Annotated in this window: 12 protein-coding genes; 9 read left to right on the top strand and 3 right to left on the bottom strand. The window is 62.6% G+C overall.

The window, feature by feature from the left end; translation table 11 throughout:
* Window positions 1–2: 2 nt before the first annotated feature.
* On the top strand, window positions 3–761 hold the full coding sequence (locus CZ338_RS09685) for an ATP-binding cassette domain-containing protein (RefSeq protein WP_087118006.1): 759 nt from the start codon (window positions 3–5) through the stop codon (window positions 759–761).
* Here CZ338_RS09685 and CZ338_RS09680 read toward each other — a convergent pair.
* The 3 genes from CZ338_RS09680 to CZ338_RS09670 are packed head-to-tail and all read right to left on the bottom strand — an operon-like array spanning window position 758 to window position 3,093.
* On the bottom strand, window positions 758–1,249 hold the full coding sequence (locus CZ338_RS09680) for a hypothetical protein (protein ID WP_087118005.1): 492 nt from the start codon (window positions 1,247–1,249) through the stop codon (window positions 758–760). The two genes, CZ338_RS09685 and CZ338_RS09680, sit on opposite strands and share 4 nt — an antisense overlap.
* Window positions 1,249–1,716: a YbjN domain-containing protein gene (locus CZ338_RS09675; RefSeq protein ID WP_087118004.1), complete on the bottom strand. Its 468-nt coding sequence runs from the start codon at window positions 1,714–1,716 to the stop codon at window positions 1,249–1,251. The genes CZ338_RS09680 and CZ338_RS09675 overlap by 1 nt, the downstream gene beginning before the upstream one ends.
* Before the next feature lie 30 nt (window positions 1,717–1,746).
* Window positions 1,747–3,093 (bottom strand): TIGR01777 family oxidoreductase, encoded by a 1,347-nt coding sequence (locus tag CZ338_RS09670; RefSeq protein ID WP_087118003.1) that lies wholly within the window; start codon window positions 3,091–3,093, stop codon window positions 1,747–1,749.
* A gap of 127 nt (window positions 3,094–3,220) precedes the next feature.
* Between CZ338_RS09670 and pyrR the strand changes: the two genes are divergently transcribed.
* The 8 genes from pyrR (at window position 3,221) to gmk (ending at window position 12,657) form a co-directional block, all read left to right on the top strand.
* Window positions 3,221–3,775: a bifunctional pyr operon transcriptional regulator/uracil phosphoribosyltransferase PyrR gene (gene pyrR / locus CZ338_RS09665; protein WP_087118002.1), complete on the top strand. Its 555-nt coding sequence runs from the start codon at window positions 3,221–3,223 to the stop codon at window positions 3,773–3,775.
* Window positions 3,772–4,728 carry an aspartate carbamoyltransferase catalytic subunit gene (locus CZ338_RS09660; RefSeq protein ID WP_087118001.1) on the top strand — a complete coding sequence of 319 codons (957 nt, stop codon included), beginning with the start codon at window positions 3,772–3,774 and terminating at the stop codon, window positions 4,726–4,728. Before pyrR ends, CZ338_RS09660 begins: the two co-directional genes overlap by 4 nt.
* Window positions 4,729–4,731: 3 nt before the next feature.
* The gene (locus CZ338_RS09655; RefSeq protein ID WP_087118000.1) at window positions 4,732–6,024 is read left to right on the top strand and encodes a dihydroorotase; all 1,293 of its coding nucleotides are present in this window, start codon (window positions 4,732–4,734) and stop codon (window positions 6,022–6,024) included.
* 76 nt (window positions 6,025–6,100) lie between these two features.
* Window positions 6,101–7,306, top strand: coding sequence for a glutamine-hydrolyzing carbamoyl-phosphate synthase small subunit (gene carA / locus CZ338_RS09650; RefSeq protein WP_087117999.1), 1,206 nt, complete (start codon window positions 6,101–6,103; stop codon window positions 7,304–7,306).
* Between the two features lie 15 nt (window positions 7,307–7,321).
* Window positions 7,322–10,663, top strand: a complete 3,342-nt coding sequence (carB, locus tag CZ338_RS09645; RefSeq protein ID WP_087117998.1) for a carbamoyl-phosphate synthase large subunit — start codon at window positions 7,322–7,324, stop codon at window positions 10,661–10,663.
* Complete coding sequence (gene pyrF / locus CZ338_RS09640; RefSeq protein ID WP_087117997.1) at window positions 10,664–11,524, top strand: orotidine-5'-phosphate decarboxylase; 861 nt, start codon at window positions 10,664–10,666, stop codon at window positions 11,522–11,524.
* A 218-nt stretch (window positions 11,525–11,742) separates the two neighbouring features.
* Complete coding sequence (mihF, locus tag CZ338_RS09635; protein ID WP_087117996.1) at window positions 11,743–12,063, top strand: integration host factor, actinobacterial type; 321 nt, start codon at window positions 11,743–11,745, stop codon at window positions 12,061–12,063.
* 12 nt (window positions 12,064–12,075) lie between these two features.
* On the top strand, window positions 12,076–12,657 hold the full coding sequence (gene gmk / locus CZ338_RS09630; RefSeq protein WP_087117995.1) for a guanylate kinase: 582 nt from the start codon (window positions 12,076–12,078) through the stop codon (window positions 12,655–12,657).
* Window positions 12,658–12,659 lie beyond the last annotated feature (2 nt).

Here is a 12,659-nt window from a genome sequence, read left to right as displayed (position 1 = left end):
AAGTGCCCATCATCGAATTGCGGGGAATCACCAAGTCCTACGGCAGCTTTGACGCGCTCCGCGGGGTCGATCTAGCCATCAACGCGGGCGAGGTCACGTGCGTCCTCGGCGACAACGGCGCCGGCAAATCCACGCTGATCAAAATCCTTGCGGGTTTGCACGAACCGACGGAGGGAGAGCTGCTTATCGACGGCTCACCAACCTCCCTCACCTCACCCCGCGACGCGATTGACGCAGGAATCGCGACGGTCTACCAAACACTCGCAATCGTCGACGAGCTAAGCGTGTGGCGAAACTTCTTCCTCGGCCAGGAACTGACAGGTGCCTTCGGGATGCTCAAGCAGAACGAGATGAAACGCATCTGTTCGGAGCAGCTCGCACAGATGGGCATCGACATTCCCGACGTGGATGTTGAAGCCGGGAACCTGTCCGGCGGTCAGCGTCAGGTGGTGGCTATCGCCCGCGCTGTGTATTTCGGTGCGCGAGTGGTGGTGCTCGACGAGCCCACCGCAGCCCTCGGTGTGAAGCAGTCGGGCGTGGTGCTGAAGTTCATCGCCTCAGCGCGCGACCGCGGTGTCGCGGTGGTGTTTGTCACCCATAACCCGCACCACGCATTCATGGTGGGGGATCGATTTACCATCCTGAAACTCGGTAGGCAGGAGTTGAATGCGTCGCGCGACGAGGTGACCTTGGACGAGCTGACACGAGAAATGTCCGGTGGCGCGGAGCTTGAGGCCTTAAGCCATGAGCTCTGTGCCTAGTCTTCTGTGTTCTCTTCGGCAATGGCGGCCTGGGCCTCCGTGATCTGCTCGGAGAGAGCGGCCATAGCGTTGTGGGCGCTGACTACAGCGTTCACTGCGCCGGACACAGCGGAGCGCAGTTGCTCATCGGTCATTCCAGCTGCGACGGACTGCTCGGCCTCGGTGCGTATGACGATGTTCTCGGTCCGGTTACCCACGATCGCACGTGCACCGATCAACGTGGAATTCACCTCGTTAGCGGCAAGGTAGTACGTCGCGTCGGGGGAATCGGCGGCGGTGTCGGTGACGGAGTCGCCGCGGACGATGAAAACGGAGTCGAGCAGAACCACCATGAGCTCAAGCTCCTCATGGGTGCCGTGCGCAGCGCGACCTGAGGCGTCGGCGGTCAGGCCGACACCGGACTGGGATGCCGCGTCCACAATCCGGTCAATGGTGACCAGGCTCGGGGTGTTGCCGGGGGTCGAGTTCTCAAGATTTTGGGCAGTCATTAATTCTCCTCCCAGGTCACGGCTGTCGGGAACGTCTCGGCGAGGAAGCTGAACGCCTGCATCGTCGAATGGATCGATGTGACGATGAAGGCGCCGAGCTGGTTCGTCGATAAGCCTTTGCTCACATCGATCGTCCGGATACCCGTGATCGCGAGCGTGTCCTCTTCACTCTGGAAGAAGCGCAGCGTCGGGGTGAAGTGCGTCTGGTTGAACTCGTTCGTGGCATAGAGCAGGGAGGAAACCTCCTCGGGGGCGAATTCACCGCGCCAGACGGACTCGAAGACGAGCTTGCCGTCATCGAATGTGAAGACCATCGCGGCGTTGACGAATCCGGTGCGCACGACGGGCTCTTCCACGCGGTACTCGAGGCCCTCGCCTTCTAGGACGGCAGCGATGTCGGCGAGCGTCATATCTCGGACGACGTCTGCCTCTGGGTCCGGGAGGGATTGATCATTCGGTGTGGTCATGGCACCCCAGGCTACCTATCCGTGAGGGGCTTAGTTGAGATACTGCTCCTTGCCCAGCTCGTGCTTCAGCGCAGCGGTGAGCGTGGGATACCGGAAGTGGTGGCCAAGCCTATTCAAGTACGCCGGTTCAACTCGCTGGTCCGCGAGGGCGAGCTCTCGCGCTCCTTCATCGCCGAGCAGCAGCTTCGGGCCGAATTCTGGGATCCCGATGAGCTCGGGACGGTGGAGCAACGCTGTCAGCGTGCTTGACAGCGCGGCATTAGTCACTGGGTTCGGGGCCGTCGCATTGACGGGGCCCTCGATGCTGTCGTCCACGATCGCACGGAAATAGATGTCAGTCAGGTCGTCGAGCGCGACCCAGGACATCCAGAATTCCCCGTCGCCGAATCGGGCGCTCATAGCAGTAGCAGCAGACAGTTTGAGCAGGGGTAGTAGTCCGCCCGTTCCCGAAAGTGCGAGACCGGTACGAATATTCACCGTCCGGACCCCGGCTTCTTGCGCGTAAGCGGTTGCGCGTTCCCATTCATCGACGACGTCGGCGAGGAAGCCATCGCCGCGGCCGTCTGCTTCAGTGCGGACAGAGTCGCCGGCAGAAGTGCCGTAGTACCCGACAGCGGATGCGCTCACGAAAGTCGACACCCCGGAATCGGCGGCGAGTTGAGCCAAGCGCCTGGTGGGGCCGATGCGGGAGGAGTAGATGTCCGCCTTGTGCGCGTCGGTGAACCGGCCCATGATCGACTCACCGGCCAGATGCACGACAGCATCGACCCCGTCGAAAAGTTCCGGGTCAGGACAATCCATGTCCCAGTGGCGCTGGCCCTCCGATGCATTGCCGCGGACGAGCTGGATCACCTCGTGGCCGGCGGTGGTGAGTTGAGCGGATAGTGCTGTACCCACTAGGCCGCGCGAACCGGTCATGGCAACGGTGAGCTTGTTGCTGGCATTTTCTTCGTGCTGCCCCATTCGATCGAGGAACGCGAGATCCTCCGCGAGCTGGTGCTGGCGGTAGGCGAAAGCAGGAGCCAACACGTTCTCCGGTGCGGTGGTGTGAACCGTGTCGGTGATTCGTGTCTGCCCATCCGTCTCTTCGAAGCGGTGTTCGTGGCGCCACTTAGTCAGCTGCTTGATGGGGGTGTTGGCGGCTTCGTCGACGAACTGGGTGCCCTCGGTATACCCGTCTGCCTGGTGGCGGGCCACCCATTTCTGGCCGGCGGGAAGGGCGAAGACGGTGGTGCCGTCTTTTAAAGAGTCAGCCCCCGAAACCACCGTCATTGGAAGGAACGGGGGAGTGAGACGTTGGACGGCGCCGGGGCGGGTGTGCCAGCGCCAGACGTCGATAAGCGGGGCGGGAATAGTGTGTGTTGCGGTGAGGGACAAAGGTGACCTGCTTCGCTGAAGACATGTGGGCGGAAAGTGCTAGTGTGGCATGCGTCTACCAAGCATAGGCAGGCTCTGAAAACAGCATCCTTTAAATTCCGCACAGAGAGGCGGGGAAGGAGGTTCGATGAGTGCCACTGAGCTGCTTGACGCAAGTGACGTCTCGCGCACGATTGCACGCATCGCGCACCAGATCATTGAGAAAACCGCGCTCGATTCCGACGGTGCTCCACCACTGATCATGTTGGGTATTCCATCCGGTGGAGTGCCTTTGGCCCAGCGAATCGCGTCGGCGATAGAGGAATTCTCGGGGGTGAGCGTGCCCGTCGGCAGCCTCGACGTGACGCTCTACCGCGATGATCTCCGCGGACGCCCACACCGCGCGTTGGCGCCGACCGACATCCCGGGAAACATCAACGGCGCGACCATCGTCCTCGTCGACGATGTGCTGTTCTCCGGCCGCACGATCCGCGCTGCACTCGACTCGCTGAGCGACATCGGTCGCCCGGAAGCAATCCAGCTTGCAGTCCTCGTGGACCGCGGCCACCGTGCTTTGCCGATCCGTGCGGACTATGTGGGCAAGAATATTCCGACATCACTCACCGAAGACGTGCGCGTCACGCTCACGCCGCTCGACGATGCGGACGCCGTTCTCCTAGTCAAAGAAGGAGAAGAAGCATGAAGCACCTGATCAGCATCGCGGATTTGAGCCGCGAAGAGATCATCGGCCTGATGGATGAGGCTGACCGGTTCCGGGAAGCGCTCGACGGACGCGAAATGAAGAAGCTGCCGACATTGCGCGGCCGCACGATCTTCACCCTTTTCTACGAGAATTCAACTCGCACCCGCTCTTCGTTCGAGACGGCTGGTAAGTGGATGAGCGCCGACGTGATCAACGTTTCCGCGTCCAGCTCGTCGGTGAAGAAGGGCGAGTCCCTCAAAGACACCGCATCCACGCTGCGGGCCGTTGGCGCGGATGCGATCATCATGCGCCACCCGTCCTCCGGCGCGCCGAACCTCCTGCGCGAGTGGGTGCCGGGTGCCAGCATCATCAACGCCGGCGACGGTTCGCACCAGCACCCGACGCAGGCGCTTCTCGACGCCGTGACGATGCGCCAGCACATCGGCGACGTCGCCGGCAAGAAGGTCCTCATCGTCGGTGACATCTTGCACTCCCGCGTAGCCCGCTCCAATGTGGACCTGCTGTCCACGCTCGGCGCTGACGTCGTGCTTGTCGCCCCGCCGACCTTGTTGCCCACCGGAGTGGAGCACTGGCCCTGCCGGGTCGGGTACGACCTCGACGCGGAGATCGCCGGCGGTGCCGACGGAACCGCCCCGAGCGTGGTCATGATGCTGCGTGTGCAGGCCGAGCGCATGAACGGCGGCTTCTTCCCGTCGCACCGCGAATACGCCACTCTGTACGGACTGTCTAAGGACCGCGCGAACGCGCTCCCAAGTGACACCTTGATCATGCACCCGGGCCCGATGCTTCGCGGCATGGAAATCAACTTCGATGTCGCCGACCGCGATAACACCGTGGTACTCGATCAGGTTTCCAACGGTGTGTACACACGTATGGCTGTCCTGTTCACACTGCTGGCCAGCGGCACGGACGCCCTAGAAGGAAAGGAGTAGGGCATGACGACACTCGCGTTGAACAACGTCCGCCCCTACGGCGAAGACGAAACCAACATTCTCATCGACGTCGACGCCGGCGTGATCGATTCCATCGACGGCACGGCGTGCACGGACGCTGACGAGGTCATCGACTGCGGCGGCAAGATTCTCCTTCCAGGTCTGGTGGACATGCACGTGCACCTGCGCGAGCCCGGCCGCGAGGACACCGAGACCATCGCAACCGGCTCCGACGCGGCAGCGAAGGGCGGCTTCACCGCTGTGTTCACCATGGCGAACACCCAGCCGGTGATTGACCAGCCGTTCCTCGCCGACGCAGTGTGGGAGAAGGGCCAGGCTTACGGCAAGTGCGATGTCTACCCGGTCGGTTCCATGACCAAGGGACTGAAGGGCGAGTCACTCACCGAGATCGGGTTGATGTCCCGCGGCCACGTGAAAATGTTCTCCGACGACGGCCGTTGCGTGAATGACCCGCAGTTGATGCGGCGGGCCATCGAGTACGCGAAGGCCTACGACGTGGTCCTGGCCCAGCACGCCGAGGACCACCGGATGACCGACGGTGCTTGTGCGCACGAGGGCGAGAACGCAGCTCGGTTGGGTCTGCGCGGCTGGCCGCGCGTTGCCGAGGAATCCATCGTGGCGCGCGACCTGATCATGACCCGCGACTACGGCGGCCGTTACCACCTTTGCCACGCCTCCACGGAGGGCACAGTGTCACTACTGCGCTGGGCCAAGGCACAGGGCGTGGACGTCTCCGCCGAGGTCACTCCGCACCACCTGCTGCTCACCGACGAGAAGTTGGAGAGCTTCGACGGTGTCTACCGCGTCAACCCGCCGTTGCGTGAGAACCGCGACACGGTGGCGCTGCGCGATGCGCTTCTAGACGGCACCATCGACGTCGTGGCCACCGACCACGCCCCGCACGGCTCCGAAGACAAGTGCGTGGAGTTCGAAAACGCCAAGCCCGGCATGATCGGTTTGGAGACCTCACTGGCCATCATCGCGAAAGTCTTCGTCGAATCCGGTCTGGCCGACTGGCGCTTTGTGGCCAAGGTCATGAGTGAACGCCCCGCGGAGATCCTCCGTTTGGCGGACCAGGGCCGCCCGATTGAGGTGGGGGAGCCCGCCAACCTCACCCTCGTCGACCCGGAAGCCGCATGGACCGCCCGCGGCGAGGAGATGGCCTCCAAGTCCACGAACACCCCGTATGAAGGCAGCGAATTCAGTGCCCGCGTCGTGGGCACCTGGCTGCGGGGTGCACAGACCTTCGATGCAGTAGGAAATGGAACGAACTGACCAGCACACGGTTCCGCGCCCGGACAGGGTTCGGAACAGATAAGCGTGAATCAAGCGAGAGATTAAGGAAGAATTCATGAGCACCGACCGCATTCCCGCCGTGCTGGTTTTGGCCGACGGCACGACATTCCCTGGCTTCGCCTTCGGGGCGGCAAACGGCGAGGCTGTCTTCGGCGAGGCTGTTTTCACCACCGCCATGACCGGCTACCAGGAGACGATGACGGATCCGTCGTACCACCGCCAGATCGTGGTCACCACGGCCCCCCAGATCGGCAACACCGGCTGGAACGACGAGGACAACGAGTCCCACGACAACCGCATTTGGGTCGCAGGCCTGGTCATCCGAGACCTGTCCAAGCGGGTCTCAAACTGGCGCGCCGAGCGCAGCCTCGAAGAAGAGATGGCGGCGCAGGGCATCACAGGTATCTACGGAGTAGACACCCGCTCGCTGGTACGGCACCTGCGCAACTACGGCTCGATCGCGGCTGGGATCTTCACGGGGGAGGAGGCGCAGGGGGACGTCGATAAGCTTGTTGCCCGTGTTAATGAACAGCCCGCGATGTCCGGAGCTGACCTGTCCGCGGAAGTATCCACGGAGGAGCCGTACGTGATCCCGGCGGTGGGAGAGAAGCGCTACACCGTCGTCGCATTCGACATGGGCATCAAGACGGCGACGCCGGGGCATTTCGCCCAGCGCGGTATTGAGACGGTGGTGGTTCCCGCAGGCACGCCGTTCAACGAGATTGAAAAGCACAATCCGGATGGCGTATTCATTTCCAACGGACCGGGCGATCCGGCGACCGCGGACGACATGGTGGCCGTGACCCGCGATGTGATCGACAGCGGCGTCCCGCTGTTCGGCATCTGCTTCGGCAACCAGATCCTCGGGCGTGCTCTCGGATTGGAAACCTACAAGTTGAAGTTCGGCCACCGCGGTGTGAACGTCCCAGTGAAGAACCATGTCACCGGCAGGATCGACATCACCTCCCAGAATCACGGATTCGCGCTGAAGGCACCGTCGAACGACAGCGGCGAAAACCTCAATCCTGGCGAGACCTTCGACACTGATTTCGGCCCGGCGGTAATCACCCACACTTGCCTGAACGACGGGGTCGTTGAAGGCGTGGCTCTCGAATCGGGCAAGGCATACTCCGTTCAGTACCACCCGGAGTCCGCCGCCGGACCGCACGATGCCAACCCGCTTTTCGATCAGTTCGTCTCCTTGATGGACGAGCACAAAGCGGCGAAGAACACCACCGCGAACGCTGCCGAGCAGAACTAACCAGGAAGGGAAACAATGAAACGCGACGACATCAACCACGTCCTGGTCATCGGCTCCGGCCCGATCGTGATCGGCCAGGCCTGCGAGTTCGACTACTCGGGTACCCAGGCGTGCCGCGTACTCAAAGAAGAAGGCCTGCGCGTCACACTGATCAACTCGAACCCGGCGACGATCATGACCGACTCGGAGTTCGCCGATCACACTTACGTCGAACCAATCCAGCCCGAATACATCGACAAAATCCTCGAGCGGGAAGCCGCACAGGGCAACCCCGTCGATGCGATCCTGGCCACCCTGGGTGGCCAGACTGCGCTCAACGCGGCGATCCAGCTGGACCGGCAGGGCATCTTGGCCAAACACGGCGTGGAACTCATCGGCGCGAATATCGACGCGATTGAGCGCGGCGAGGACCGCCAGAAGTTCAAGGACATCGTGGAGAAGATCGGCGGTGAATCTGCACGTTCCCGCGTCTGCTTCAACATGGAGGAAGTAAAGGAAACAGTCGCCGAACTGGGCCTTCCGGTGGTTGTGCGTCCGTCCTTCACCATGGGCGGCCTCGGCTCCGGCCTCGCATTCACCATGGAGGACCTTGAGCGCATCGCCGGCGACGGTCTAGACGCCAGCCCGGAAGCCAACGTTCTCATCGAGGAATCCATCCTCGGTTGGAAGGAATTCGAGCTCGAGCTCATGCGCGACGGCGACGACAATGTGGTTGTCATCGCGTCGATTGAAAACGTGGACGCCCTCGGCGTGCACACCGGTGACTCCGTCACTGTCGCTCCCGCGCTCACATTGACTGACCGAGAGTTCCAGACGATGCGCGACCAGGGCATCGCGATCATTCGTGAAGTCGGTGTGGATACCGGCGGCTGCAACATCCAGTTCGCGGTCAACCCCGTCGACGGTCGCATCATCACCATCGAGATGAACCCGCGCGTTTCGCGCTCGTCCGCTCTGGCATCGAAGGCCACGGGATTCCCGATTGCGAAGATCGCGTCCAAGCTGGCCATCGGCTACACCCTTGACGAGATCACCAACGACATCACGGGTGTGACCCCGGCTGCTTTCGAGCCGACTTTGGACTACGTGATTGTGAAGATGCCCCGCTTCGCCTTCGAGAAATTCCCGGGCTCCGACGAGACTCTGGGCACCTCCATGAAGGCAGTGGGCGAGGCCATGGGCATTGGCCGCAACTACATCCAGGGCCTGAACAAGGTCATGCGCTCCATGGAAGACAAGCCCAACGGGTTCTGGACTAGGCCCGACCACTACTTCGCGGAGGGCCGGGAGAACAACCTCGAGGCAGTTCTGGATGATCTGACGCGTCCGACCGACAAGCGCATGTACGACGTCGAGCTGGCGCTGCGCCTCGGCGCCACCATCGAGCAGGTCTACGAGGCCAGCGGCATCGACCCGTGGTTCCTCGCCGAGCTTCAGGCGCTCATCGATTTCCGCGAGCAGCTTATCGACGCCCCCGTGCTCGACGCCGAACTTCTCCGCGAGGCAAAGGTGTATGGGCTGTCTGATGCCCAGATCGCGGCGCTGCGGCCGGAGCTCGCCGGTGAGGACGGTGTTCGGTCCCTGCGCTGGTCACTGGGCATTCACCCGGTGTACAAGACCGTGGATACCTGTGCCGGCGAGTTCGAGGCGCAGACCCCGTACCACTACTCCGCCTACGAGTACGACCCGAATGCAGAGTCTGAGGTGGAGAAGTCTGGGCGCGACAAGGTCATCATTCTCGGTTCGGGCCCGAACCGCATTGGCCAGGGCATCGAGTTCGATTACTCCTGTGTTCACGCGGCACTCGAACTGTCCCGCGTCGGGTACGAGACCGTCATGGTCAACTGCAACCCGGAGACTGTGTCCACCGACTACGACACGGCGGACCGCCTCTACTTCGAGCCGCTGACGTTCGAGGACGTCATGGAGATCTACCGCGCTGAATCCGAGGCCGGAAACGTCGCGGGAGTCATTGTCCAGTTGGGCGGCCAGACGCCGCTCGGCCTTGCGCAGAAGCTTGCCGACGCCGGTGTTCCCGTCGTTGGCACCACCCCCGAGGCCATCGATTTGGCTGAGGACCGCGGTGAGTTCGGTAAGGTCCTGGACTCCGCCAACTTGCCCGCTCCGGCCTACGGCACCGCGACGTCCTTCGACGGCGCCCGCGATGTGGCCGACCGCATCGGCTACCCGGTGCTGGTCCGCCCGTCGTACGTTTTGGGCGGACGCGGCATGGAAATCGTTTACGACGAAGGCAACCTGCGCGACTACATCGACCGTGCAACTGAGCTTTCCCCGGACCACCCGGTGCTGGTGGACCGGTTCCTGGACAACGCGATCGAGATCGACGTCGACGTCCTGTGCGACGGCAAGGATGTGTACCTCGGCGGTGTCATGGAGCACATTGAGGAAGCGGGCATCCACTCCGGCGACTCGGCATGCGCACTGCCGCCGATGACGTTGGGTCCGGACGACATTGCGAAGGTCCGCCGTTCCGCCGAGGCGCTTGCCCATGGTATTGGTGTGAGGGGCCTGATGAATGTCCAGTTCGCCCTTAAGGACGACATTCTCTACGTCATCGAGGCGAATCCGCGCGCGTCCCGTACAGTGCCGTTCGTGTCTAAGGCCACCGGCGTGCACCTGGCCAAGGCCGCGGCCCGCATCATGCTCGGTGCAACCATCGAGGAGCTCCGTGGCGAAGGACTCATTCCGTCGGATTACGACGGCGGCTCTCTGCCGCTGGAGCACCCGATCGCCGTCAAGGAAGCCGTCCTTCCGTTCACGCGCTTCCGCCGCCCCGACGGAGCTGTTCTGGACACCATCCTGGGCCCGGAGATGAAGTCCACCGGTGAGGTGATGGGCCTGGCACCGTCCTTCGGCGTGGCCTTCGCCAAGGCCGAAGCAGCCGCCTTCGGCGAACTGCCGACGGAAGGCACGGTGTTCGTGTCTCTGGCTAACCGCGACAAGCGCACGCTGATCTTCCCGATCCAGCGCATGTCCACGATGGGCTTCAAGGTGCTGGCCACCGAGGGCACCGCACAGATGCTGCGCCGAAACGGCATTGATTGCGAGGTCGTGCTGAAGGCGTCGGAGGTCCGCGAGGGTGCCGAGGGCAAGTCGATCGTCGACCGCATCCTGGAAGGCGAGATTGATCTGGTCCTGAACACGCCGGCCGGTTCCGCCGGTGCGCGCCACGACGGTTACGACATCCGCGCTGCCGCTGTGGTCTCCAGCGTGCCGATCATGACCACCGTTCAGGGTGTCACCGCGGCAGTGCAGGGCATCGAATCCTTGCGCGCGAACGAGATCACGGTGACCAGCCTGCAGGAACTCGAGCACAACGCGCAGGCGGCTGAGTAAATGGGCATCGAGGACGCTAATCCGCGGAATTTCGGCAACCGTCTTGTCGCGGCGGGGGAGTGCTTCGGCCGGCTCTGCGTTGGTATTGACCCCCATGAGGCGCTGCTCAGTGCCTGGGGGCTCTCCCTGGATGCCGAAGGGTTGAGAGAGTTCTCCCTGCGCTGCGTCGAGGCCTTTGCCGGCCACGTCGCGCTGATCAAACCTCAGGTGGCGTTCTACGAGCGCTTCGGCTCCGCCGGATTTGCCGTGCTGGAGGAGGTACTCGCACAGTTGCGGGAGAGTGACTCTCTCGTGGTGGCCGACGCCAAACGCGGCGACATCGGCTCGACCATGGAGGGTTATGCCCTTGCATGGCTCGACGAGAACTCCCCGTTGCGCTGCGATGCCGTGACACTGACTCCCTACCTCGGTGTCGGGTCTCTGGCTCCGGCCATCGAACTAGCCGGGCGCGAGAACCGCGGTGTCTTCGTCATGTCCGCAAACTCCAACCCGGAGGCGGAAGCGTTTCAGTCCCAGGTTCTCGACCGGAGCGGTGTCACCGTGGCGCAGCAGATGGTGGACGAATGCGCGGCGTACAACGTCGATAAGCGTGCTGAAAGCGATTCGGAGTACGCGTACGTCGGGCACGTTGGTGTGGTTGTCGGCGCGACAGTGAAAACCCCGCCGAACCTCGACCACCTGAATGCTCCTGTGCTCATGCCCGGAGTGGGTGCACAGGGCGCGACGATGGAGGACGTCTCGCGGATCGCCGGCGCGAACGCCCACCTCGTCTTCCCAAACGTCTCCCGTTCTGTGCTCTCCGAGGGCCCGGATGTTGCTGACCTGCGGAAAGCGGCCAAAGTCCTGGCCGGGCGCGGTTAAACTCACCCTGACTATCGCTGAGGCTAAAACTGCTGGTAGGTTATAGGCGTCGATGCGGTGACGTGGCAAAATAGGCTGGCGGTCACCGTGTCTGTAACCGCGCAGTGGTACAGTTGTCCCACGTCGGCAAGTTGCATGTTTGTAATTCTTCTGCGACAGTGTCGAAGCGGTTTTATAAGCTCGTTCGAAATCAACCCCTAACACATTGGAGGAACCCAGTGGCCCTTCCCGAACTGACCCCGGAACAGCGCCAGGAAGCTCTCGCTAAGGCTGCGGAAGCACGCAAGCAGCGTGCTGAGCTCAAGGCGTCCCTGAAGCGCGGCGACACGAACCTCAAGGAAGTGCTGGAGAAGGCCGAGTCTGACGAGATCATCGGCAAGACCAAGGTCTCCGCTCTCCTCGAGGCTATGCCGAAGGTGGGCAAGGTCAAGGCTCGCGAGATCATGGAGGAGCTCGAGATCGCTCAGACCCGTCGCCTCCGCGGCCTCGGTGACCGTCAGCGTCGCGCTCTGCTCGAGCGCTTCGGTTTCGGGGAATAATCGGTGACAAGTATGAATAGGAAGGGCCGGCTGGTTGTTTTGGCTGGCCCTTCCGCCGTTGGAAAGTCGACGGTGGTCCAGCGTCTGCGCAAGGAAGTGGAGGACCTGTACTTCTCCGTCTCCATGACCACACGTGACCCGCGTCCGGGTGAAGTGGACGGCAAGGACTACTTCTTTGTTAGCCGCGATGCCTTCCAGGAGCGTATTGACGCAGGGGAGATGCTCGAGTGGGCTGACATTCACGGTGGGCTCCAGCGCTCCGGCACGCCGGCTGCTCCAGTGCGCGAAGCTCTTGATGCCGGTCGCCCGGTGCTCGTCGAAGTGGACTTGGCCGGTGCCCGGAACATCAAAGACATCATGCCGGAAGCCATCACCGTCTTCCTTGCACCTCCTTCGTGGGAGGTCCTCGTGGAACGCCTGACGGGTCGCGCCACGGAGACCGAGGACGTGATCGCGCGTCGACTTCAAACGGCTCGCGCTGAGCTTGCTGCTCAGGACGAGTTCGACGATGTCATTGTCAACAACGATCTGGATGAGGCTGTGCAGGGGATCAGTGATATTCTCTTGTGCGACCAGCGTCCAAACAACGAGTAGGT

Origin of the sequence: Corynebacterium urinipleomorphum, from assembly GCF_900155535.1 — a bacterium.
Classification (GTDB): domain Bacteria; phylum Actinomycetota; class Actinomycetes; order Mycobacteriales; family Mycobacteriaceae; genus Corynebacterium; species Corynebacterium urinipleomorphum.
Note: the sequence above shows the minus strand (reverse complement) of the source record. Positions and strands in the feature narration are given on the sequence as shown.

Coding starts and splice junctions, on each gene's coding strand:
- carB (WP_087117998.1), top strand. CDS start 7,322: ATGAAACGCGACGACATCAACCACGTCCTGGTCATCGGCTCCGGCCCG.
- CZ338_RS09655 (WP_087118000.1), top strand. CDS start 4,732: ATGACGACACTCGCGTTGAACAACGTCCGCCCCTACGGCGAAGACGAA.
- CZ338_RS09660 (WP_087118001.1), top strand. CDS start 3,772: ATGAAGCACCTGATCAGCATCGCGGATTTGAGCCGCGAAGAGATCATC.
- carA (WP_087117999.1), top strand. CDS start 6,101: ATGAGCACCGACCGCATTCCCGCCGTGCTGGTTTTGGCCGACGGCACG.
- CZ338_RS09680 (WP_087118005.1), bottom strand. CDS start 1,249: ATGACTGCCCAAAATCTTGAGAACTCGACCCCCGGCAACACCCCGAGC.
- pyrF (WP_087117997.1), top strand. CDS start 10,664: ATGGGCATCGAGGACGCTAATCCGCGGAATTTCGGCAACCGTCTTGTC.
- gmk (WP_087117995.1), top strand. CDS start 12,076: ATGAATAGGAAGGGCCGGCTGGTTGTTTTGGCTGGCCCTTCCGCCGTT.
- pyrR (WP_087118002.1), top strand. CDS start 3,221: ATGAGTGCCACTGAGCTGCTTGACGCAAGTGACGTCTCGCGCACGATT.
- CZ338_RS09675 (WP_087118004.1), bottom strand. CDS start 1,716: ATGACCACACCGAATGATCAATCCCTCCCGGACCCAGAGGCAGACGTC.